Annotated in this window: 16 protein-coding genes and 1 other RNA gene; 12 read left to right on the top strand and 5 right to left on the bottom strand. The window is 72.1% G+C overall.

Annotation, left to right across the window (positions count from 1 at the left end; translation table 11 throughout):
• Nucleotides 1–116: 116 nt before the first annotated feature.
• Nucleotides 117–3776, bottom strand: a complete 3660-nt coding sequence (locus EJC51_RS20370) for an FHA domain-containing protein (protein ID WP_126277055.1) — start codon at nt 3774–3776, stop codon at nt 117–119.
• Nucleotides 3777–4152: 376 nt separating this feature from the next.
• Here EJC51_RS20370 and EJC51_RS20365 point away from each other — a divergent pair, with 376 nt between their 5' ends.
• From EJC51_RS20365 to EJC51_RS20350, 4 genes are all read left to right on the top strand, one after another.
• The gene (locus EJC51_RS20365; RefSeq protein ID WP_126272400.1) at nt 4153–5805 is read left to right on the top strand and encodes a serine/threonine-protein kinase; all 1653 of its coding nucleotides are present in this window, start codon (nt 4153–4155) and stop codon (nt 5803–5805) included.
• 133 nt (nt 5806–5938) lie between these two features.
• Nucleotides 5939–7183: a serine/threonine-protein kinase gene (locus tag EJC51_RS20360; protein WP_126272399.1), complete on the top strand. Its 1245-nt coding sequence runs from the start codon at nt 5939–5941 to the stop codon at nt 7181–7183.
• Nucleotides 7184–7254: 71 nt separating this feature from the next.
• Nucleotides 7255–8358 (top strand): peptide chain release factor 2, encoded by a 1104-nt coding sequence (prfB, locus tag EJC51_RS20355; RefSeq protein ID WP_126272398.1) that lies wholly within the window; start codon nt 7255–7257, stop codon nt 8356–8358.
• A 310-nt stretch (nt 8359–8668) separates the two neighbouring features.
• On the top strand, nt 8669–9298 hold the full coding sequence (locus tag EJC51_RS20350; protein ID WP_126272397.1) for a hypothetical protein: 630 nt from the start codon (nt 8669–8671) through the stop codon (nt 9296–9298).
• Nucleotides 9299–9394: 96 nt separating this feature from the next.
• Here the strand turns inward: EJC51_RS20350 and EJC51_RS20345 are convergent, their stop codons facing one another.
• Nucleotides 9395–9586: a hypothetical protein gene (locus tag EJC51_RS20345; RefSeq protein ID WP_059192144.1), complete on the bottom strand. Its 192-nt coding sequence runs from the start codon at nt 9584–9586 to the stop codon at nt 9395–9397.
• 220 nt (nt 9587–9806) lie between these two features.
• On the opposite strand from EJC51_RS20345, the gene ftsE reads away from it, so the two are divergent.
• The 8 genes from ftsE (at nt 9807) to dacB (ending at nt 17520) form a co-directional block, all read left to right on the top strand.
• The gene (gene ftsE, locus EJC51_RS20340) at nt 9807–10496 is read left to right on the top strand and encodes a cell division ATP-binding protein FtsE (protein ID WP_059192143.1); all 690 of its coding nucleotides are present in this window, start codon (nt 9807–9809) and stop codon (nt 10494–10496) included.
• 36 nt (nt 10497–10532) lie between these two features.
• A complete protein-coding gene (ftsX, locus tag EJC51_RS20335; protein ID WP_059192142.1) occupies nt 10533–11450 on the top strand; it encodes a permease-like cell division protein FtsX in 918 nt (305 codons plus the stop codon).
• A 67-nt stretch (nt 11451–11517) separates the two neighbouring features.
• Entirely contained in the window at nt 11518–12684 is a 1167-nt protein-coding gene (locus EJC51_RS20330; RefSeq protein ID WP_208870727.1) for a S41 family peptidase, read from the top strand.
• Between the two features lie 105 nt (nt 12685–12789).
• Nucleotides 12790–13332, top strand: coding sequence for an SsrA-binding protein SmpB (gene smpB / locus EJC51_RS20325; RefSeq protein WP_097264823.1), 543 nt, complete (start codon nt 12790–12792; stop codon nt 13330–13332).
• Between the two features lie 99 nt (nt 13333–13431).
• Nucleotides 13432–13837: a transfer-messenger RNA gene (ssrA, locus tag EJC51_RS20320) on the top strand.
• Between the two features lie 94 nt (nt 13838–13931).
• A complete protein-coding gene (locus EJC51_RS20315; RefSeq protein ID WP_126272396.1) occupies nt 13932–14867 on the top strand; it encodes a DUF4232 domain-containing protein in 936 nt (311 codons plus the stop codon).
• An 84-nt stretch (nt 14868–14951) separates the two neighbouring features.
• Nucleotides 14952–15917 (top strand): extracellular catalytic domain type 1 short-chain-length polyhydroxyalkanoate depolymerase, encoded by a 966-nt coding sequence (locus EJC51_RS20310; RefSeq protein WP_126272395.1) that lies wholly within the window; start codon nt 14952–14954, stop codon nt 15915–15917.
• Between the two features lie 46 nt (nt 15918–15963).
• Nucleotides 15964–17520 (top strand): D-alanyl-D-alanine carboxypeptidase/D-alanyl-D-alanine endopeptidase, encoded by a 1557-nt coding sequence (gene dacB, locus EJC51_RS20305; RefSeq protein ID WP_126272394.1) that lies wholly within the window; start codon nt 15964–15966, stop codon nt 17518–17520.
• Between the two features lie 14 nt (nt 17521–17534).
• Here the strand turns inward: dacB and EJC51_RS20300 are convergent, their stop codons facing one another.
• Genes EJC51_RS20300 through yicI form a run of 3 tightly spaced genes read right to left on the bottom strand, consistent with a single transcriptional unit; the run spans nt 17535 to nt 23739 of the window.
• Nucleotides 17535–20435, bottom strand: a complete 2901-nt coding sequence (locus EJC51_RS20300) for a glycoside hydrolase family 3 protein (protein ID WP_126272393.1) — start codon at nt 20433–20435, stop codon at nt 17535–17537.
• 44 nt (nt 20436–20479) lie between these two features.
• Nucleotides 20480–21490: a LacI family DNA-binding transcriptional regulator gene (locus EJC51_RS20295; protein ID WP_207924956.1), complete on the bottom strand. Its 1011-nt coding sequence runs from the start codon at nt 21488–21490 to the stop codon at nt 20480–20482.
• Nucleotides 21490–23739 carry an alpha-xylosidase gene (gene yicI, locus EJC51_RS20290; protein WP_126272392.1) on the bottom strand — a complete coding sequence of 750 codons (2250 nt, stop codon included), beginning with the start codon at nt 23737–23739 and terminating at the stop codon, nt 21490–21492. Before yicI ends, EJC51_RS20295 begins: the two co-directional genes overlap by 1 nt.
• Between the last annotated feature and the right edge of the window lie 5 nt (nt 23740–23744).

The following is a 23744-nucleotide window of genomic DNA, read 5'->3' as shown; positions in this document are numbered from 1 at the left end:
TCGAGCGCTGTCCCGTGGGCTCTGGTCTACGCCGGGGGCATGGGGTCGGCAAGACCGCGTGCGGTGTCAAGTGGGAGATCGTTGCGCCGTCGTAACGCTGCGTTCCGGCAAAGGCGCTAGAGGAGGGACGGCACCTCCGTGGCCGCGACCTCCCGGGCCGCCCGCTCCAACGCGCTGGCCAGCAGGGCCAGGTCCGTCGGGCCGTTCCCCAACTCGCGTACCGGGCGCCGGGTCGGTGGGTCGCCCATCCGCTGCCAGTCCAGGGGGACCACGGTCGGCCGCAGCGTCGCCGTGCGCGGGATGCGGCCGGTGACCCGCCCGCCCTGGAACGCGGTCGTACGACCGTCCGCCCAGGTCAACCGGCCACGCCCCGGCGCCGGTTCGTCCGGCCCCGCCGTCACCGCGTCCAGCACGATCCGCAGCGGCGCCCGCCGCGCCGGTTCCGACTCCGCCGTACGGCCGCCGGAGGCCGCCGCCGCGACCAGATGGACGCCGAGCCGCTCGCCCTCCCGCGCGACGGCTTCCAGGGCCCGCATCACCGAGCCCGCCGACGGTCTGCCGGGGGAGCCCAGCGGGGGCGAGACCAGCGCGTCGAGGTCGTCGACGACGACCACGAGGCGGGGCAACGGGGGCGCCGGCTCGGTGCGTTGACGGGCCGCGCCCGGGCGCAGGCGCATCGTGGAGCTGGGCGGGCTGTCCAGGTCGCCGGTGCCGGCGGCGCCGCGCTGGGCGACCATACGGCCCGACAGCTCACGGCCGGTGTGCCACTCGGCGAAGTCGGACCGGCCCAGCAGCTCCGCCCGCCGCTTCAGCTCGGCGCTCAGCGACTGCGCGAACTCCCGCATCCGGACGGGGTCGTTGGCGGCGAGGTGGGTGGTCACATGCGGTACGTCGGTACAGACCCGCAGCCCTTCCCCGTGCCCCGCGCCCGCGCTGACGCCGTCCCGGCCGTCCATCAGGACGATGCTCAGCCGGTCGGGACGCTCGGCCGCCGCCAGCGAGGCGACGACCGCCCGCAGCAGTTCCGTACGGCCGCTGCCCGCCGGTCCCTCGATCAGCAGATGCGGGCCGTCCGCCACGAGGTCCGCGCCGACCGGCCCGCGCGGTCCGGCGCCGAGCACGGCCCAGGCCCGTCCGCCGAGCGCCTCGGGGTCGTCCGCCGCGGCCGCCCAGCGGGCCATCAGCGACGCCGGGGTGGCCCTGGCCAGCCCCAACTCGTCCAGCAGTCGGGCCATCTGGGGCAGCGGCGCGGACACGCGCGCGTGCCGCTCCGCTCCGACCCCGTCCGTGCGCAGCGGGGCGAGCGCCCGCGCGAACCGCTCCGCCCAGGCGGGGGAGACGGCGTCGACGGCGGCGACGGTGCCATGGCCCACGGGGCCGGCCGGGGGCTCGCCGGCGGAGGCGTGGTCGCCGGTGACCCGCGCGACCCGCAGCAGCCGCAGGGCCGTCGCGACATCGCCGCTGAGCAGCGCGACCGCCCCGCACGCGCGGAACGTCGGCGCCGCCGTGCACGCCGCCTCGTACGTCTCCGTCACCGGCGACGCGGGCGAGGCGGGTGACGTCTCGGCGAGGCACAGCACATGGATCCCGGCCCGCGGCCCCTCCAGCGCCAGCCGCGCCACGGCCTCGCGCACATCGGCGCCGCCGGGGTCGCCGTCCACGACGAGGACGGTGTACGGCCCCGCGAAGCCGCTCGCGTCGGCGGTGTCGTCGTCCTGCGCCCAGGAGGGGCGCCGGGGCGCCACCGCCGGGGGCGGTGCGGGCGCGTCCTCCAGGCGTCTGAGCAGCTCCTCCGTGCGCGCCGTCGCCTGTTCGCGGTCGTAGGCGAGGAGGAGACGGCAGTCCTGGCCGTGGCCCGGGCGCAGATGCGGGAGCCAGCCGAGCCAGGACCACTCGGCGGCGCGCTCCGCGGCCGGGCGGGAGCGGTCCGCACTGAGCAGGACCATCTCCAGGGTGTCGGGGGAGTGCAGCGCGGCGAGCTGGGCCAGCACCGCGCGGGCCAGTCCGGCGAGCCGCGCGCGGGGGCCGGCCAGCCCCAGCGAGCCGACCTCGCGCAGATCGGCGGTCACCGGGACCGCGGGCAGCAGCCCCGAGCCGTCGGGCGCCGCCCGGTCGGCCGTGCCCAGCCGCGCCGTCAGCGCCTCCGGATGCCCCGGGCCGCGCTCCCACAGCCGGGGCCCGGGGCCCAGGGCCGTCAGCAGCAGCGCCGCCGGGTCCGGCCAGGTCTCCGGCAGCTGGGACGCACCGGCCACGGCCTCCGTCACCGGGTCGGCCCTCTCCTCGTCGTACGCCTCGCTCCGGTCCGTCGCCACGCTCTGCTCGCCGCGCCCGCCGGCCAGCCGCCGTGCCCACGCGCCGAGCCCGCCGCGCTTGCGCAGGCCCTGCGGTACGTCGGTGCCGCGCAGGGGGGTGCCCTTGCGGCGGCCGCCGTCGGGAAGGTCCGCGGCGTCATCGATCCGGGCGTGCTCGGCGGAGTCGGCGCCCCGGCGGGAAACGCCGCCGGGGGACGGGTCGTCGCCGGACGGGCGGTGCTGTGACGGGCTGCCGTGGGGCGCGGGGGCGCCGGACGGGCCGTGCTGCGCGGGGCTGCCCTGGGCCCGGGAGGCGGCGGTACGGCCGCCCCGCGCCGGGTCGGCCGACGTCCCGCCGCGGGCCTGGGCGGGGTCGGAGGGGGAGTGGTTCCCTCTCGCGCCGCCGAACTCCCCGCCCCGCGGGGTGCCGGTGCCGGAAGGGTCGCCGAAGGCTGTCGGGTCCTCCAGGGCGCCGCCGCGGGTGTCGCCCGCGCCCAGCCGGCCCCCGTGCGTCCCCCCGCTGTCCCCCGTGTCCGGCCGGGCAGCCGCCGGCGCCGAGCCCGAGGCTCCGGTGCCCGCGCCGCCGCGTGCCGCGTCCGCCACGCCGGACACGCGGCGTCGGGAGCCCTTGCCGCGCGTCTCGTACGGCAGCGCCCCCTCGCTCTCGATCCGGGGCGCGCCGCCCTGGCCCGGTACGACGGCCTCCTCGGCGCCGGTGCGGCCCTGGCCCTGGGTGGCCCACCCGGTCGTGCCGGTGGTACGCCGGGTCGGGCCGGTGGGGGCCGTCGGGCCACCGGTCGCGACCTCGTCGTCCGTCGGCGCCGGTACGCGTACGTGCCCTTCGCCGTCCGGGGCCGTGCGCAGCCGGGAGCCGGGGCCGCCGGGGGGCGCGAGGCGGAGCGCCGACTCGCCGATGCGCAGGAGGGCGCCCGGTGGGAAGCGGACCGGACGGGTGCCCACGCGGGTGCCGTCCAGGACCGTGCCGTTCGTGGAGTCGAGGTCGGCGACCGAGACGCGGCCGTCGCCGGCGACCGTGACCGCGCAGTGCAGCCGGGAGACGTCCGGGTCGTCGAGCGGGACGTCGGCGTCGGCGGAGCGGCCGATCTCGACCCGGCCGCCGTGCAGGAGATGGACGCCGCCCGCGTCGGGCCCGGCGACCACGTCGAGGCGGGCCGGGGCGTCGTCGACCTCGGGGTGCGGCTCGGGGTCGCTGGGGGCGCCGAGGGACAGCACCGCGCCGTCGGTCAGCGGGGGCTCGCCGAGGGTGCAGCGCTGGGCGTCGAGCCGCTCGGCACCCGCGTAGAGCACGGGCTGGCCGGAGCCGGGGGCGCCGTCGCCGGAGACCGCGGAGGCGAGCGCGGAGGTTATCGCCGCCAGGGCCGTCCCCGCAGGGGCCGTGACCAGCACGTCGCGGCTCGGGGTGCGGCCCCGGGCCGCCTCGGCGGGCGGGGCCAGCGGGTCTACGACGGTCAGCCGGATCTGCATCGCCGTCAGCGGTCCCTTCTGCCCGGGCGCGGATAGTCCCCCACCCCACACGAGCACATCGGCCAGTACTGAAGGCATCCTCGCACCTGCCACTGACAGTCTGCCCGCCCCCCGGCGGCAAGTGATCTTGATTGGTCAGCTCTGCCCCCAAAAGTGCCTGACCAAGGCCGCGCCGGTGATCACTTGAGATCGGTCACGTACGACTGTGGCAACCGGTCGACCGGGTCGAGCGTCTTTCCTTCGAACAACCACGGGAACCGGTAGGTAAGACGCACAGAAAGACGACAGGCTGCTCCTACGGGAGGCGGCACTACAGTGGGTCGGAACATACGCAAGCAAGCTCGGAACATACGCAAGCAAGCAGGGAGCGCATGACGTGCGGCCGGTAGGCAGCAAGTACCTCCTCGAGGAGCCGCTCGGACGCGGCGCCACGGGCACCGTGTGGCGCGCCCGGCAGCGCGAGGCCGCGGGCGCCGAGGCGGCCGTCCAGGGGCAGCCCGGTGAGACCGTCGCGATCAAGGTCCTCAAGGAGGAGCTCGCGAGCGACCCGGACATCGTGATGCGGTTCCTGCGGGAGCGCTCCGTCCTGCTCCGGCTCACCCACCCCAACATCGTCCGGGTCCGCGACCTGGTCGTCGAGGGCGATCTGCTGGCCCTGGTCATGGACCTGGTCGACGGTCCCGACCTGCACCGCTACCTCCGCGAGAGCGGCCCCTTCAGCCCCGTGGGCGCCGCCCTGCTCACCGCGCAGATCGCCGACGCGCTCGCCGCCAGCCATGCCGACGGCGTCGTCCACCGCGACCTGAAGCCCGCCAACGTCCTGCTGAAGCAGAACGGCGGCCAGATGCACCCGATGCTGACCGACTTCGGCATCGCCCGGCTGGCCGATTCACCCGGTCTGACGCGCACCCACGAGTTCGTCGGCACGCCCGCGTACGTCGCCCCCGAGTCCGCCGAGGGCCGCCCGCAGACCTCCGCCGTCGACATCTACGGCGCCGGCATCCTGCTGTACGAGCTGGTCACCGGCCGCCCGCCGTTCTCCGGCGGCTCGGCCCTGGAAGTCCTTCACCAGCACCTCAGCTCGGAGCCGCGCCGCCCGTCCACGGTCCCCGACCCCCTCTGGACGGTCATCGAGCGCTGCCTGCGCAAGAACCCCGACGACCGGCCCAGCGCCGAGAACCTCGCGCGCGGCCTGCGTGTCGTCGCCGAGGGCATCGGGGTGCACGCGAACTCCGCGCAGATCGCCGCCGCCGAGAACGTCGCCGCGCTCCTCGCGCCCGACCCCGCCCCGGCCGCCGTACCGGGCTCCGCCGACCCCACCCAGGTGCTGCCGCACGGCGCGGGGGCGTACGACCCGAACGCCGCGACCAACGTGCTGCCGCACGTGGGCGCCGCCGACCCCACCGCCGTGCTCCCCAACCGGGGCGCGGCCGACCCGACGGCCGTCATGCCGCCGGTGCCGCAGGGCCAGCCCAGCGGACCCGGCCCCGAGGACCCGCACCCCTGGCAGAACCAGCTGCGCGCCGCCCGGGACCGCAACGAGCAGACGCAGGTCCAGTACCTCGACCCCAACCAGGACCCGCTGCGCCGCCGCCCCCAGCGGCAGGTCGCCCGCCCGCAGCAGCAGCCGCGCCCCCAGCAGCGCCCGCAGCCCCAGCAGGGCTACGGCGGCTATCCGCAGCCCCAGCAGCAACAGCAGCCGCAGCGGTACGCCCCGCAGCCGCAGCCCCAGCAGCCTCCGCAGCGGTACGCGCCGCCGCCGCCCCAGCAGCCGCAGCAGCCTCAGCGCGAGCCCCGGCAGCCGCGCCAGCGCAGCGCCAACCCGATGAAGATCCCCGGCCTTGGCTGCCTCAAGGGCTGCCTGTTCACGATCGTCATCCTGTTCGTCGCGGGCTGGCTGATCTGGGAACTGAGCCCGCTCCAGGACTGGATCGGCACCGGCAAGAGCTACTGGCAGCAGATCGGGGACTGGATCGGGACGGTGTCCGGGTGGATCGGTGACCTGGGCGGCGGTTCTTCCGGGCAGTAGGGCCTCGGGCCGCCCCTGGTGAGGGCAGGTCTGTTGATTTGTCGACACCCAGCGGGTGATTTCGGCCTCCGCGGTGAAGGTCGGCTCTTCGGACGCGTATTTTTGTCGCCAAGTCGCGTCGGTAGGAGCAGCCTTGGCACGGAAGATCGGCAGCCGGTACACCGCCCACCAGATCCTGGGGCGGGGCAGCGCCGGCACGGTGTGGCTGGGCGAGGGGCCCGAGGGCCCCGTCGCCATCAAGCTGCTGCGCGAGGACCTCGCGTCCGACGAGGAACTGGTCGGACGGTTCGTGCAGGAGCGCACGGCGCTGCTCGGCCTGGAGCACCCCAACGTCGTCTCGGTCCGTGACCTGGTCGTCGACGGCAACGACCTCGCGCTCGTCATGGACCTCGTCCGCGGCACCGATCTGCGCACCCGTCTCGACCGCGACCGGCGGCTCGCCCCCGAGGCCGCGGTGGCGATCGTCGCCGACGTCGCCGACGGGCTCGCGGCCGCCCACGCGGCGGGCGTCGTGCACCGCGACGTCAAACCGGAGAACGTCCTCCTCGACATGCAGGGCCCGCTCGGCCCCGGCGGCTCGCACCGCGCCCTGCTCACCGACTTCGGCGTCGCGAAGCTGATCGACACCCCGCGCCGGACCCGCGCCACGAAGATCATCGGCACGCCGGACTACCTGGCGCCGGAGATCGTCGAGGGACTGCCCCCGCGCGCGGCGGTGGACATCTACGCGCTGGCGACCGTGCTGTACGAGCTGCTGGCGGGCTTCACGCCGTTCGGCGGCGGGCACCCGGGCGCGGTGCTGCGCCGCCATGTGACCGAGACGGTGGCACCGCTGCCCGGCATCCCCGACGAACTGTGGCAGCTCATCGTGCAGTGCCTCGCCAAGGCACCGGCCTCCCGGCTGCGCGCCTCCGAGCTGGCGGCGCGGCTGCGGGAGCTGCTGCCGATGCTGGCCGGGATGCCGCCGCTGGACGTCGACGAGCCGGACGCGGAGGACGACGAGGCCGAGGAGGCCGCGCTGCCGGCGGAACCGGCGCCGAACTCGGGGTCGCCGGTGCGGCGGGGAGCGGTGCCGCTGGTGCCGGGGGCGAAGCCGGCCGACTCCAACCGGGACACGCACACCTCGATGCGGGTGCCGGCGCCCGATGAGCTGGCGGGCGGTGCGCGCGGGACGGCGCGGGTGCCGCGGGCCGTCGGGGCGCCGCGGCCGGGGTCGGCGCGGAACCGGGCGACCACGCGGCGGCGCCGGGTGGTGGTGAGCGTGGCGGCGGTGGTGCTGGTGGCCGCGGCCGGGGTCGGTACGTGGGCGGCCGTGTCGGGGGACGACGCGGGGGCGACTCCGCAGGACACCAAGAACTCGGCGCCGGTCTCGCCGTGACGGGCGGCCGCGCCGGACGGGCTGACGGGTGGCCGGGCGAGGTCGGTTGCCACAGCCGTTAGGCTGGAGGCGTGGCAGTCGTCGACGTATCCGAAGAGCTCAAGTCCCTCTCCTCGACCATGGAGTCGATCGAGGCCGTTCTGGACCTCGACAAGCTGAGGGCAGACATCGCCGTGCTCGAGGAGCAGGCGGCCGCGCCGTCCCTGTGGGACAACCCGGACGAGGCGCAGAAGATCACCAGCAAGCTGTCCCACCTCCAGGCGGAGGTGCGGAAGGCCGAAGCCCTGCGCGGACGGATCGACGATCTCTCCGTGCTCTTCGAGATGGCCGAGGAGGAGGACGACCCGGACACCCGCGCCGAGGCCGAGTCCGAACTCGCGTCCGTCAAGAAGGCGCTGGACGAGATGGAGGTCCGCACGCTCCTCAGCGGTGAGTACGACGCCCGTGAGGCGCTCGTCAACATCCGCGCCGAGGCCGGTGGCGTGGACGCCGCCGACTTCGCCGAGCAGCTCCAGCGCATGTACCTGCGCTGGGCCGAGCGGCACGGCTACAAGACCGAGGTCTACGAGACGTCGTACGCCGAAGAGGCCGGCATCAAGTCGACCACCTTCGCCGTGCAGGTGCCGTACGCCTACGGGACGCTCTCCGTGGAGCAGGGCACCCACCGGCTCGTCCGGATCTCGCCCTTCGACAACCAGGGCCGCCGCCAGACCTCCTTCGCCGGTGTCGAGGTGCTGCCCGTCGTCGAGCAGTCCGACCACGTCGACATCGACGAGTCCGATCTGCGCATCGACGTCTACCGGTCCTCCGGGCCCGGCGGCCAGGGCGTCAACACCACCGACTCGGCGGTGCGCATCACGCACCTCCCGACCGGCATCGTCGTCTCCTGCCAGAACGAGCGCTCGCAGATCCAGAACAAGGCCACGGCCATGAACGTCCTTCAGGCCAAGCTGCTGGAGCGGCAGCGCCAGGAGGAGCGGGCCAAGATGGACGCCCTCAAGGACGGCGGCAGCTCCTGGGGCAACCAGATGCGCTCGTACGTCCTCCACCCGTACCAGATGGTCAAGGACCTGCGGACGGAATTCGAGGTCGGCAATCCGCAGGCCGTGCTCGACGGCGAGATCGACGGTTTCCTCGAAGCCGGAATTCGCTGGCGCAAGCAGCAGGAGAAGTAACCGGCAGGCAGTCGGCAGAGATTTATCGACAAGGCAACTACCGCTTCCGAGGCGGTAGTTGCCTTTTCTATGACCGGATGTCTGGGTTTTACATCACACTCACAGGTTCCATCCCCCGGCAAAGAACCCGTACCCGGACATCGCGTACGCAACGGCCTTGACGTTGCTTTGAAAAATGGGAAGGGTAAAGCGTGGCATGCGTATCTCTGGGGCGCATGTGAACCGGGGGAGAGTCGAGTACCGCCACCCCCGTTGATCACGGCCCCGAGCGCCGCCTCACTGACGATGAGCTACTGGGGGTAGCAACCTTATGACCAAGAAGACGCGGATCCGGATCGCGCGCATAGCCGCCGGTGCCGTGATCGCGGCCGGTGCCTCGCTGACTGCCGCCGGCGCCGCTTCCGCGCTGGACATCGGCGTGAACGTGGACGAGAGCGGCGTCGGCGTCAACGTCGACACCGGCCTCGGCGACGACCCCACGGACCCGCCGACCGAGCTGCCGACCGACCCGCCCACCGAGCCGACGGAGCTGCCGACGGAGCCCACCGAGGAGCCGACGGAGCCCACGGAGGAGCCCACCGAGCCCACGGAGGAGCCCACCGAGCCGACCGAGGAGCCCACCCAGGACCCGACGGACGAGCCGACCGCGGACCCGACCGACGACGGCGGCAACGGCGGCGGTAACGGAAACGGCAACGGCGGCGGCAATAACGCCGACCCCGACGGCGGCTCCGACACCTCCGCGCAGGAGGAGGGCACCTCCGCCCTCACCGACACCGGCTCCGACACCACCGCCCAGGGCGGCGGCGACGAGCTCGCCGAGACCGGTGCCGGCCAGACCGCCTTCCTGCTGGTGGGCGCCGCCACGATGATCGCCGGCGGTATCGGCTTCCGTGTCCTGCCGCGCCTCATGGGCGGCCGCGGCGGCGCCGTCGCCTGACGGTAGCCGTACGCACGCGCAGCGTGCGCCTGCTCGCACGACGAGAGGCCCGGAGCGTGTCCTTCGCTCCGGGCCTCTCGGGCGTCCGTACCGGTGCTACGCGGTCTGGTGCGCCAGCAGTGCCACCGCCGCGATCAGCACCGCGAGCAGGGCGATCAGCGTCATGGGGTTGAGCTGCGCGAACGGGTTCTCCTGCGAGAGCCGCTCGCGGTTGGCGCGGCACACGGGGCAGCGGCCCTCATTGACGGGCGCCGCGCAGTTCGCGCACACCAGCCGGTCGTACGTCATGCGCTCGCCCTCCTCATACCGGTTCTCTCCACAGAACGCTCCCGGGGCGGAGAACGTTCCCCCTCCACTGTGCCAGGTTCCCTCGGAATCGGCTCGGGCGCTGTCGGATGGGTGGGCACAAAAGGCACAACAGGCGCGCAACCGCAACCTGTGCCTGCGCTCACACACCCGGTTCGCGTATGGTCACGCTCATCTACCCCCGGCTACCCGTGGTGCATCCGTGATCCGATTCGACAACGTCTCCAAGGTCTACCCCAAGCAGACCCGCCCCGCACTCAGGGATGTCTCCCTGGAAGTGGAGAAGGGTGAGTTCGTCTTCCTCGTCGGCTCCTCCGGCTCCGGGAAGTCCACCTTCCTGCGGCTGATCCTCCGCGAGGAGCGGTGCAGCCACGGGCAGGTGCACGTCCTGGGCAAGGACCTCGCACGCGTCTCCAACTGGAAGGTGCCGCAGATCCGGCGCCAGCTCGGGACGGTCTTCCAGGACTTCCGCCTGCTGCCCAACAAGACGGTCGCGGAGAACGTGGCCTTCGCACAGGAGGTCATCGGCAAGTCCAAGGGCGAGATCCGCAAGTCCGTGCCGCAGGTGCTCGACCTCGTCGGGCTCGGCGGCAAGGAGGAGCGGATGCCGGGCGAGCTGTCCGGTGGTGAGCAGCAGCGCGTGGCCATCGCACGGGCCTTCGTCAACCGGCCCAAGCTGCTGATCTGCGACGAGCCCACCGGCAACCTCGACCCGCAGACCTCCGTCGGCATCATGAAGCTGCTCGACCGCATCAACCGGACGGGCACGACCGTGGTGATGGCGACGCACGACCAGAACATCGTGGACCAGATGCGCAAGCGCGTCATCGAGCTGGAGCAGGGCCGCCTCGTCCGTGACCAGGCGCGCGGCGTCTACGGCTACCAGCACTGACCGCGACCGTCCACGGAAAGGCCTGACCCACCCGCCATGCGCGCCCAGTTCGTACTCTCCGAGATCGGTGTCGGTCTCCGCCGCAACCTGACGATGACGTTCGCCGTCATCGTCTCCGTCGCCCTGTCACTCGCCCTGTTCGGCGCCTCGCTCCTGATGAGCGACCAGGTCAGCACCATGAAGGGCTACTGGTACGACAAGGTCAACGTCTCGGTCTTCCTCTGCAACAAGAGCGACGCCGAGTCCGACCCCAACTGCGCCAAGGGCGCGGTGACCGACGACCAGAAGAAGCAGATCCTCGCCGACCTGGACAAGATGTCGGTCGTCGAGAAGGTCACGTACGAGTCCCAGGACCAGGCGTACAAGCACTACAAGGAGCAGTTCGGCGACTCCCCGCTGGCCGCCTCCCTCACGCCGGACCAGATGCAGGAGTCGTACCGGATCAAGCTGAAGGACCCGGAGAAGTACCAGGTCGTCGCGACCGCCTTCGACGGCCGGGACGGCGTGCAGTCGGTGCAGGACCAGAAGGGCATCCTCGACAACCTCTTCGGCCTGCTGAACGGCATGAACTGGGCGGCGCGCGCGGTCATGGCGCTGATGCTGGTCGTCGCGCTGATGCTGATCGTCAACACGGTGCGCGTCTCGGCGTTCAGCCGACGGCGCGAGACCGGCATCATGCGCCTGGTCGGTGCCTCGGGCTTCTACATCCAGGCCCCGTTCATCATGGAGGCCGCGGTGGCCGGCCTGATCGGCGGCGGCGTCGCCTGCGCGTTCCTGGTGGTCTCCCGCTACTTCATCATCGACCACGGCCTGGCCCTCTCCGAGAAGCTGAACCTGATCAACTTCATCGGCTGGGACGCCGTCCTGACGAAGCTTCCCCTGATCCTGGCGACCAGCCTGCTGATGCCGGCACTGGCGGCGTTCTTCGCGCTGCGCAAGTACCTGAAGGTGTGACGCATGCCAAGAGGGCCGTGCGGTCAACCGACCGTGCGGCCCTTCGCGTTGTCCTAGACTCACCCGCATGTCAGGCCGTGAGCTGTTCTGTCAGCCCCGCCGTATCGGCCGCGGGGCGGCTCTGACGTTGGTGTTCGCGAGTGTGCTGGTCGCGGGGGCGGCGACGGGGTCGTTGCCGGGGCCCGACCGGAAATCCTCGCCCGACGCGGCCCGTTCGGCCGCGCCCGCCGGGCATCACCAGGACGTGGCGCAGGCCGCCGAGGAGGCCATGGCCGACGGCAAGTCCCCCATGGAGGCCGCCGAGCGGGCCGTCAGCCGCAGCGGTGACCGGTGGGGGGCGGTGTACTCCCGTGGGGAGTACGAGGAGTTCGAGGAGGCCCTCGACGGTGAGTACACCGGCGTCGGGTTGTGGGCGCGACGGGAGCGGGACGGCCGGATCGAGGTGACCAAGGTGCGGGCCGGGTCGCCCGCCGCCGGGGCCGGGATCCGCGCCGGGGACCTGGTGCGCAGTGTCGACGGGGCCGATGTCGACGGACGGCCCGTCACCGAGGTCGTCTCCTTACTGCGCGGTGACGCCAAGGATGCCGCCGCCGGGACCGCGGTGACGCTGGGGCTGGAGCGCGGCACGCGCGCGTGGACCGAGACCCTGCGGCGCGCCCGGCTGTCCACCGACTCGGTCACCGTGCGAAGGCTCACCGACCGGATCACCGTCATCAAGATCGACTCCTTCACGAAGGGCTCCGGCGGCGCGGTGCGGGCCGCCGTGCGGCAGGCGCCCGCCGGTGCCGGGATCGTCCTCGACCTGCGCGGCAACTCCGGCGGACTCGTCACCGAGGCCGTCACCGCCGCCTCCGCCTTCCTCGACGGCGGTCTCGTCGCCACCTACGACGTGGACGGCGAGCAGCAGGTCCTGCACGCCGACCCCGGCGGCGACACCACCAGACCCCTCGTCGCGCTCGTCGACGGCGGCACCATGAGCGCGGCCGAACTGCTCACGGGCGCGTTGCAGGACCGGGGCCGGGCCGTGGTCGTGGGCTCCCGGACCTTCGGCAAGGGCTCGGTGCAGATGCCGAGCCGGCTGCCCGACGGGTCGGTCGCCGAGCTGACCGTCGGCCACTACCGCACCCCCTCCGGCCGGGGCGTCGACGGCAAGGGCATCACCCCGGACCTGGAAGCCGACGAGCAGGTCGTCGAGCGGGCGGAGACCGTCCTCAGCGGCCTCGGCCCCGAGTAGCGGCCGACCGGGCCCCGAAGAGCGGCCGACCGGTGTCCGGGCCGTAAACGACTTCCCCCGCACCCCCTCCGTAGTGCGAAAATGGACGGCACTATGAGCAAGGGAATGTACGTACCGAAGGAGTCCCAGCCCAAGCAGGGCGGGGCGGCCGCCAAGGGCCGGGACGGCGAGAAGGGCGGCAAGAAGAAGATCGTCGCCCAGAACAAGAAGGCCCGGCACGACTACGCGATCATCGACACCTACGAGGCCGGCATCGTGCTGACCGGCACCGAGGTGAAGTCGCTGCGCCAGGGGCGGACGTCGCTGACCGACGGCTTCGTCCAGATCGACGGGGGCGAGGCGTGGCTGCACAACGCCCACATCCCGGAGTACGCCCAGGGCACCTGGACCAACCACTCCGCGCGCCGCAAGCGCAAGCTGCTGCTGCACCGCGAGGAGATCGACAAGCTGGAGTCCAAGTCCCAGGAGACGGGTCACACGATCGTGCCCCTCGCCGTGTACTTCAAGGACGGCCGGGCGAAGGCCGAGATCGCGCTCGCGCGAGGCAAGAAGGAGTACGACAAGCGCCAGACCCTGCGGGAGAAGCAGGACCGTCGGGAGTCGGACCGGGCGATCGCGGCCGCCAAGCGGAAGCAGCGGGGCCAGTAGGGCGAGCCCCCTGGGAATACGGTGGCATCGGCGTGCGTTGGTCACGTACGATGGCATCAACACCGGCCACGGTCGGTGTGCGCATTGAAAACACAACATGGGGATGATCGGTTTCGACAGCGGATGTCGAAGCAGGGGAAGCGTGTCGAGGAAGCGGCCATGATCTCGTAAACCACAGGCCGAAAAAAATAATCGCCACTATCAAGAGCGATTCTCCCAAGGCGACGCAGTTCGCCCTCGCTGCCTGATTTCAGGTAACTAGGCAACTGCCCCTTACTTAAGGGAGTGTCAGCCCGGGGCTGTTCCCGACCCGGTTCCTGGCATCAGCTAGGGGACTAAACCTTGATCCCGGTCACGGGGTGAAGAGGGAAATCAAACAGTGACTGGGCCCGTTCCGGACTTGTCTGGGTGATCCGGAGGGCCGAGAAACTCGTACCAGACTGCACACGGAGAAGTCCTGATTCCGCACCGTTGGACGCGGGTTCGATTCCCGCCATCTCCACTCGCCCAGACCGATGGGCACCCCATGTGGGCTCAGCCCCGCTGCTCCTGAGCAGCGGGGCTTTGTCATGCACGCTTGGCCATGGTGGGGTGGGCGGATGCCTGCCGTCATACGCGTCCTTCCCGCACTCGCCGGTGCCGTCCTGCTCCTCGCCGCCTGTGGTTCCGAGCAGGCCTCGCCGGGAGCCGAGCGGACGGAGGGGGCCCCGAAGGCCCCGGTCGGCGGCGAGTCGTTGTGCCGGTCCCTTCCGGTGCCCTCCGCCGGCGGGCCCGACGAGGACGGCCTGACGATCACCGGTCTGTATGCCTGGGGGACGGGGAGCGAGTGCGCGAGCGCCGACTACTCCGCCGCCTTCGAACTCACCAACCAAGGGCCCAGGAAGGCGACTTACACGGTCACCTTCGGGTTCCTGTCCGCGTCCGGCGGCTCGGTGGACAACGTCGAGCGGACCGTCGAGGCGGTCGCGTCGGGGGCCACCGTCAAGGACGTCGTGGCCATGTCGGCGATGGCGGCCGCGGAACCGCCCCAGGTGACGGGCGTGAAGGTGATCAAGGTGCGCAGCGTGCCCACCGCCGAGGCCTCGTCCGCCTCGGGCCCCTGCCCGGCGTCCGGGGTGCACCTCTACGCCGATGAGGGCGACGCCGCCATGGGCCTGCGCGTGGTCGGCCTGCACCTCGTCAACTGCGGCACCGACCCCTACGAACTCAACGGCTACCCGCAGCTCGAACTCCTCGACGAGGACCACGAGAAGGCCGACGGCGTGCGGATCCTGCACGGCACCGACGCGATCAGCACCGGCGCGGGCGGCGGAGGCAGCCCGCGGCCGGTCGTGCTCAAGCCGGGCGAGGCCGCGCGGACGACGCTCGCGTGGCGGAACACGACCCTGGCCGGTGACGCCGTGAACGCGCCGTACGTCCGCGTCCGCCCGAAGCCCGGCGCCGCACCCGTGACGGTCGTGCCGGAACTGGACCTCGGGACGACGGGCCAACTCGGCGTGGGCCCCTGGGAGAGGGACGAGTCGTCCTCCCGCTGAGCCGCGAACCACCATGGCGGACCGGCCCGTTGTGGTGTGCGGCCCCATATCGAGGGGTCGTTCACGCTTCTACGGTCCCTGCCCATGACACACACCAGAGCCGCAAGCCTTCTCGCCGTCCTCACGGCGCTCCTCGCCGTCCTGCTCACTCCCACACCGGCGTCCGCCGCGTCCCTCCAGGAGGTCACCGGGTTCGGGACCAACCCGGGGGCGCTGCGGATGTTCCGGTACGTGCCCGACGGGCTGCCCGCCGGGCGGCCGGTCGTCGTCGCGCTGCACGGGTGCACACAGAACGCCTCCGGGTACGGCACCGGCAGCGGGTGGACGCAGCTCGCCGACCGGTGGGGGTTCTCCGTCGTGCTGCCGCAGCAGCAGAGCGCGAACAACTCCTCGCTGTGCTTCAACTGGTTCCAGACCGGGGACATCACCCGCGGCCAGGGCGAGGCCGCGTCCGTCGCGCAGATGGTGGACCGGCAGGTCGCGGACGTCTCCGGGGGGCCGGTGTACGTCACCGGGCTGTCCGCCGGGGGCGGGATGGCCGCCGTGCTGATGGCCGCGTACCCGGAGAAGTTCACGGCGGGCGGGATCGTCGCCGGGCTGCCGTACGGGTGTGCGCAGGCCGCCGGATCGCCGTACGTGTGCATGTACGTCGGGGCCACGCAGACCGCCGCGCAGTGGGGTGACCGGGTGCGGGCCGCCCGCCCCGGGTACACCGGGCCCTGGCCGACGCTGGTCGCCTTCCAGGGCACGGCCGACTACACGGTGAAGCCCGTCAACATGACCGACCTGGTCAAGCAGTGGACCAACGTGCAGGGCGCCGACCAGACGGCGGACGTCAGCGACACCGTCGCCGGGTATCCGCACCAGACGTACAGGAACGCGGGCGGTGCCGCCGTCGTCGAGACGTACAGCATCACCGGGATGGGGCACGGGCAGCCCGTCGACCCGGGGAGCGGGAGCGGGCAGTGCGGGACCGCCGGGGCCTACCTCCTCGACGTGAACCTGTGTGCCGCGTATCGGATGGGTGCCGCGTGGGGGCTGGACGGCTGAGAGGCGTTCTGGTGACGGGCGCCGGCATCCGGAATGCTCGGCCGGTATGAACTCCCACAGAGGCAAGTGGACTTGGGCCGTGGCCGGGGTGCTCGTCGCCGCCGTCCTCGGACCCGGTGCGCAGGCCGGGGCGGACTCCGACCGCTCCGGCCTGTCCGAGGCCATCGACACCGTCCTGGGCGATCCCCGGATGGAGGGCGGGGTGGCGAGTGTCGTCGTCGCCGACGCCGACAGCGGTGAGCTGCTGTACCAACATCTGCCGAGTACGCGTCTGATGCCCGCCTCCAACACCAAGCTGACCACCTCGGCCGCCGCGATGGAGATCCTCGGGCCCGGCCACCGGTTCACCACCGATGTGCTGGCCGACGGCCGGCGCCACGGGTCCGTGCTCCGCGGGGACCTGTATCTGCGCGGCACCGGGGACCCGACCCTGCTCGCCGCCGACTACGACGAACTCGCGGCCCAGGTCGCCGCCGCCGGGGTCACCCGCGTCCAGGGGCGGCTCATCGCCGACGACACCCGGTTCGACGCCCAGCGACTCGGCCGCTCCTGGGCCGCCGACGACGAGTCCTCGTACTACTCCGCGCAGATCAGCGCCCTGAGCGTGGCGCCGGACACCGACTACGACACCGGGACCGTCATCGTGACGGTCGCGCCGGGCGCTGCGGCCGGGGACGCGCCGGTCGTCACCGTCACGCCCGACACCGGCTACGTCGACATCGACGTGCGGGCCACGACCGTCGCCGCCGGGGGCGCGAACGACCTCACCGTCGAGCGGGTGCACGGCAGCAATGACATCGTCGTGAGCGGTACGACGCCGGTGGGCGGCTCGGGGGCCAAGGAATGGGTCACGGTCTGGGAGCCCACCGGGTACGCCGCCGCCGTCTTCCGGGACGCGCTGAAGGCGCACGGGGTGAAGGTCACGGGCCCGACCCGGCTGGGGCGTCGGACCCCGGACGGCGCGACGGAGTTGGGCAGCCACTCCTCCATGCCGCTGAAGGACCTGCTCATCCCGTTCATGAAGCTGTCCAACAACATGCACGCCGAGATCCTCACCAAGACCATGGGGTACGAGGTGTCGCAGCAGGGCAGTTGGAGCGCGGGGCTCGCCGCGATCAGCGGCTATCTCAAGGGCGTCGGCGTCGACGCGGCCAAGGTGCGGCAGGTGGACGGTTCCGGGCTGTCCCGGATGGACACCTTCCCGGCCGGCCAGTTCGTCAGGCTGCTGCGCGCCGTGCGCGCCGAGCCCTGGTACCCGGACTGGAAGCGCTCGTTGCCGGTGGCCTGCGCTCCGGACCGGTTCGTCGGCGGCACGCTGCGGTCGCGGATGTGCGGTACGGCCGCCGCGCTCAACGCCCAGGCCAAGACCGGGTCGTTGACGGGCGCCTCGGCACTGTCCGGGTACGTCACCGGTGCCGACGGCCGCGAGCTGGTCTTCAGCATCGTCCTCAACAACTATCTGGCGTCCTCCGTGAAGCCGTTGGAGGACGCCATCGTGGTGACGCTCGCGAAGTCCACGGCGGAGGCCGCCGCCCCGGTCGAGCCGAAGGCGGCCCGGGGCGACGGCCTCGAGTGCGCGTGGCGCAAACCCGCGCTCTGCTGACGTGGCGAGCCGCCTCAGCGCAGACTGAACGTCGACAGGCGCAGACCCGCCCCCTTCAGCACCAGATAGACGTCGGTACGGCCCTTCGCCGCCCGGGACAGGTCGGCGGTCACCGTCTCGTAGGTGTACGGGGAGGCGGTGCCGCCGAAGGTCGCCGTGCCGGCGAGGGTGCCGGTCGGGGAGCCGAGCCGTACCTCGACCGTGCCGGACGAACCGGCCACGCGAGCCGTGAACTGCGCGGCACCGGTGCCGAGTCGGGCATCACCGAACTTCAGCCACGCCCCGTCGGACGCCGCCGACACCGCCGTACCGCGCTCCTTGGACTCGTCGACGAGGTGGGTGCGGTCGTAGTCGTCGAAGTTCTCGGCGCGGGTCGTGCGGGTGAGGTCGCGGGCCGGGATGGTCTCGCCGGCCACCTTCCAGGTGGTGCGGGCGCGGATGTCGGCGGAGGAGGCGCCGGCCAGGACGTCGTAAGTGCCCTTCTCCGTGACCCACTTGGAGCGGGTGACGTCCCAGTGGGCGAGGTCCTTCGGCGACAGCTTCAGGCGGACCGTCTTCGTCTGGCCCGGCTTCAGCGCGACCCGCTGGAAGGCCTTCAGCTGCTTCAGCGGCTGCTTGTCGCGGGAGACGCGCTGGTGGGTGTAGAGCTGGACGACCTCGTCGCCCGCGCGGCCGCCGGTGTTGGTGACCTTCACCTCGAAGCCGTCGGCCGTCCTGCGCAGGTCGCCGTAGCGGAAGGACGTGTAGGAGAGGCCGTAGCCGAACGGGTAGAGGGCCTGGCCCTTGAAGTACTGGTAGGTGCGGTCGGACTTGATGATGTCGTAGTCGAGGATCGACGGGAGGTCGGACTCGGAGCGGTACCAGGTCTGGGTGAGGCGGCCGGAGGGGTTGGCGTCGCCGTACAGCAGGTCCGCCAGGGCGTTGCCGGTCTCCTGGCCCGCGTGGGACGTCCACAGGAGCGCCGGGACGTCCTGCTGGAGGGCGCCGAGGGTGGTCGGGTAGCTGTTCTCGACGACCACGACGGTCTTCGGGTTGGCCTTGCGGACCGCCTTGACCAGGGCTTCCTGTGCCGGGGCGAGGCCCATGTCGGTGCGGTCGTGGCCCTCGCGGCCGTTGATCGACGGGGTGGAGCCGACCACGACGACCGCCGCGTCCTTGCCCCGCACCGCGGCCACGGCCTCGTCGACGCCGCTGCGGACGACGTCCTTCGTGTAGTGCGCGGCCTGCTCCTTGGAGACCAGGCCGAGGGTGCCGTCCGCGCCGGTCGGGCCGACGTAGACCGGGTTCGTCCACCAGGACTCCTCGGTCTCGTAGCCCGCGTAGCGCAGCAGATAACTGCCGTCGGCCTGCTGCTCCAGCTTGAACTGCTGCTGGACGAACCAGCCGCCGGGCTGCGTCTGGTCGTCGGCGAATCCGGACCAGTTGTAGCCGACGTACTTGCCGCTGACCGCCGAGCGCAGGGTCACCACGCCCGCGCCCCAGTCGGAGACGTCGAACTGTGCCGGTGCGGTGGGGGTTTGGGCGGTCTCCTTCAGGAGGGCGTCACCCGTGGTGATGTACTTCCCGGTCGCCGTGTTCTTCAGCGCGATGCGGTCGACGCCCTCGCTGGTCGCCACGTCGGTGCCGAGTTTCGCCGCGATGCCCTTCGCCGGGGTGACGGCGTAGGGCAGGGTGCCGGAGTACCAGTCGGTGTAGAGGGTGTCGGCGAGGGGGCCGACCACGGCGATGTCCTTCTGCGACGTCTTCAGCGGCAGCGTGCCCGACTGGTTCTTGAGCAGCACCGCGCCCTCGGTCGCCGCCTTGCGCGCCAGCCGCTGGTGGGCCGGGCTGTTGATCACGGACTTGTCGATCGAGCCGTACCTGCCGCCGCCCGGGTCGAACTCGCCGAGCCGGACGCGGACGGACAGGATGTGCCCGGCCGCCTCGTTCACGTCCGCTTCCTTCAACAGGCCCTTTTCCAGCGCCGACTTGACGGCGCCGGTGGTGACCGAGGAGTCCGCGTCGTTGTCCGTGAAGCTGTCGATGCCGGCCTTGATCGCGGCCGCGTCGCCCTCCATCACGCTCGGGTAGTACTTCTGGTCGCCGTGGAGGTTGCCGGGTCCGGCGGCGTCGGTGACGTTGAGGAGGTCGTGGGAGGACCAGCTGCGGACGAGGTCGTTCAGGTCCGGGTTCACCGTGTTGGGGCGGCCGTTGACGAGGTTGTACGACGACATCACGCCCGTGGCCGCGTCCGCCTCGATGGCCGGTTTGAAGGCCGCCTCGTCGTACTCCTTCGCCACGCGCGGGCGCAGTTCGGAGTCGGTGGTGGTGCGGTGCCACTCGTTGTTGTTGGCGAGGTAGTGCTTGATGGTCGGGGCCGTCTTGAGGTGGTCGGGGTCGCCGCCGGTCAGGCCCTCGCCGTACGCCGTGGAGAGCGCGCCGGTCAGCTGGGGGTCCTCGCTGTAGCCCTCCTCGTTGCGTCCCCAGCGCGGGTCGCGGAGGGGGTTGACCACCGGCGCCCAGAGGTTGAGGCCCCAGCCGGCGGGGCGTTCCTGCTGGAAGCCGCGGGCCTCGTCGCCGACCGCCGAGCCGACCTGTTCAAGGAGGGCCGGGTCCCAACTCGACGCAAGGCCGATGGCCTGCGGGAAGACGGTGGTCTCGCCGAGCCAGGCGACGCCGTGCAGGGCCTCGGTGCCGGTGCGGAAGGACGGGATGCCGAGGCGGGGGATGGCGGGCTGGTACTGGTGGAGGAGGGAGATCTTCTCGTCGAGGGTCAGCCGGCCCAGGAGGTCGTCGACGCGCTGGTCCACGGTCAGGGACGGGTTCCGGAAGGGGTACGCGGGGTCGTCGGCGTGCGCGGGGACGGTGGCGCCGAGCCCCGCCACCAGGGCCAGCGCCACCACGAGCGTGGATCTACGTCTCCTGCTGCCTCTCATCGAGCGGCTCCTTCGAGTAGGTCCTTGCATCAACGGGGGTCATCTCAGGGCGTGTTGCGCGGTGCCGTGCTCGCGCGTTCCGTCATCCGGGGCGGCAGCAGCGTGGCCTCGGGCGTGGTCTTGGCATCGAGCTTGCGCATCAGCAGCTCCACGGCCCGCTCGCCCACCTCGGCGGACGGCAGGGCGACCGAGGTGAGGGGGACGCGGAGGTTCTCGGCGAGTTCGTCGGGGCAGATGGCGGTGACGGACAGATCGGTGGGGACGCGCAGACCGAGCTGCTCGAAGGCGTCGACGAGCGGCTCCAGGACCGCCTCGTTGTGCACGACGACCCCGGTCAACGCGGGCTGCTCGCGCAGCAGGTGCTCGGCGACCTCGCGGGCCGCGGCGGGGGTGGCCTCGCAGGGATGGACGGAGGAGGCGAGGTGGCCCCGGGCGGCCGCCGCGGTGAAACCCTGGACCACGCGCTGGGCGAACGCGGTCTGGCGGACGTAGACCTCGGGCGGCGAGCCGACGAGGGCGACCACCCGGTGGCCCAGCCTGGCCAGATGCTCCACGCACGCCTCGCCGGCCGCCTTGAAGTCGAGGTCGATGCAGGTCAGGCCCTCGGCGTCGGAAGGGAAGCCGATCATCACCGACGGCCGCTCCAGGGAGCGCAGCAACGGCAGCCGGGGGTCGTCGAGTTGGACGTCCATGACGACGAACCCGTCCACCAGTGCGGTGTCGGCGACCCTTCGGAGGCCCTCCTCGCCCTCCTCCTGGGTGAGGAGCAGCACGTCGTGGTCATGGCGCCGGGCGGTCGTCACCACCGACACCGCGAACTGCATGACGACCGGGACGTGGATGCCGGCCCGTAAGGGCACGACCAGGGCCAGCACGTTGGACCTGCTGCTGGCCAGGGCGCGGGCGCCGGCGTGCGGGCGGTAGCCGAGCCGGCGGATGGCCGCCTCGACGCGCTGCCGGGTCTCCTCGGAGATGGGGCGCTTGCCGCTGAGGACGTAGGAGACGGTGCTGGGGGAGACACCGGCGTGCCGGGCCACGTCGGTGATCTTCACCATCAGTCCAGCTCCAGCGAGAGGAACCCGGTGCCGGCCTGCGCCCGCACGGTCCGCTCCCCGGCCGCCAGCCCCCACGGCGCCGACGGATCGCTGCACGACGCCCGCAGGGTGTCCCCTTCGCGTACGACGGTGAAGGCGACCTCCCCGACCCGGACGACCACCCGGTCGCCCCGCCGCAGCCGGTAGGCGTGCAGGGTCACCCCGTCGACGTGGTCGTAGTCGGGCCGGTCGGCCACCGCGCCCACCGGGATCACCGCACCCGGCCGGACCAGCAGCGGCACGCTCTGGAAGCCGTGCTTCTCGCGCACCCAGCGCGGCCCGGTCACCGTCTCGCCGGTCAGGTAGTGGGTCCAGGTGCCCTCGGGCACGTAGTACGCCACCTCCCCGCCGTCGGAGAACACGGGCGCCACCAGCAGGTCGGGGCCGAGCATGTACTGCCGTTCCAGATGGGCGCACGCGGGGTCGTCCGGGAACTCGAGGACCATGGCCCGCATGACGGGCGTGCCCTCGGTGTGGGCGGTGCGGGCGGCCTCGTAGAGGTAGGGCATGAGGCTGAGCTTCAGCCGGGTGAAGTGCCGCAGTACGTCCACCGACTCCTCGTCGAAGAGCCACGGGACGCGGTAGGAGGAGCTGCCGTGCAGCCGGCTGTGGGAGGACAGCAGGCCGAACGCCAGCCACCGCTTGAACAGGGCGGGGGTCGGTGTGCCCTCGAAGCCGCCGATGTCATGGCTCCAGAAGCCGAAGCCGGACAGTCCGAGGGACAGCCCGCCCCGCAGCGACTCGGCCATCGACTCGTACGTCGCCTCGCAGTCGCCGCCCCAGTGCACCGGGAACTTCTGGCTGCCGGCCGTCGCCGAGCGGGCGAAGACGACCGCCTCCTGCTCGCCGCGGTGCTTGCGCAGCACGTCGAAGACCGTCCGGTTGTAGAGGTACGTGTAGTAGTTGTGCATCCGCTCCGGGTCGGAGCCGTCGGCCCAGGCCACGTCCGTCGGCACCCGCTCGCCGAAGTCCGTCTTGAAGCAGTCCACCCCCTGCGCGAGCAGCGCCTCCAGCTTGCCCGCGTACCAGTCACGGGCGGCCGGGGAGGTGAAGTCGACCAGCGCCATGCCCGGTTGCCACAGGTCCCACTGCCAGACGCTGCCGTCGGGCCGCTTCAGCAGATGCCCGAGCGCCTTGCCCTCCGCGAACAGCGGGGAGCGCTGGGCGATGTACGGGTTGATCCAGACGGAGACCCTGAGATCCCTGGAGTGCAGCCGGGACAGCATGCCCGCCGGGTCGGGGAAGACCCGCGGGTCCCACTGGAAGTCGCACCAGTTGAACTCGCGCATCCAGAAACAGTCGAAGTGGAAGACGGACAGCGGCAGTTCACGCTCCCGCATGCCCTCGATGAACGACGTCACCGTCTCCTCGTCGTACGACGTCGTGAACGACGTCGACAGCCACAGGCCGAACGACCAGGCGGGCGGCAGCGCGGGGCGGCCGGTGAGGGCGGTGTACTTGCGGAGGATGTCCTTCGGCTCCGGGCCGTGGATGACGTAGTACGTCAACTGCTGGGTCTCGGCGCTGAACTGCACCCGGGACACCGCCTCCGAGCCGACCTCGAAGGAGACCTTGCCCGGGTGGTCGACGAAGACGCCGTAGCCGGCGTCCGTGAGGTAGAACGGCACGTTCTTGTAGGCCTGTTCGGTGGCGGTGCCGCCGTCGGCGTTCCAGATGTCGACGACCTGGCCGTTCTTCACCAGCGGGCCGAAGCGTTCGCCGAGGCCGTAGACCGAGGTGCCGACGGTGAGGTTCAGCTGCTCGCGCAGGTAGTGGGCGCCGTCCGCGTCCCGCATGATGCCCATGCCCTTGGGGCCGCTGGAGGTGAGCGTGCGGCCCTCGGCGAGGAACTCGACGTGCCAGGAACCCGTGCGGGCCACCCGGACCGACAGCGCGCCGGAGGTGAGGGTCGCGTGCTCCTCGTCGTACTCCGTGTGGACGGAGAACTCCTCTTTGCTCACGTCGAACTGGGGTCCGCGCGGCTGCTCGCCCTCGAAGTGGGTGAAGGTGAGGCCGATGACGTCCGGCATCGGGGAGTGGGCGCTGATGGTCACGACCGGTCCCTTCAGCAGGTCGCCGCGGTGGCGGATGGGCTGCGTGGGCGCGTGGATCTCCAGCGCCCCCTCGGCGGCGGTGACGTCGAGGACCTCGACCGGGTGGGCCGCGGTGACGCCCTCGCGCAGCAGCCAGTAGCCGTTGGTGAACTTCATGTGGG

It is taken from the genome of Streptomyces aquilus, from assembly GCF_003955715.1.
Lineage (GTDB): Bacteria > Actinomycetota > Actinomycetes > Streptomycetales > Streptomycetaceae > Streptomyces > Streptomyces aquilus.
Note: the sequence above shows the minus strand (reverse complement) of the source record. Positions and strands in the feature narration are given on the sequence as shown.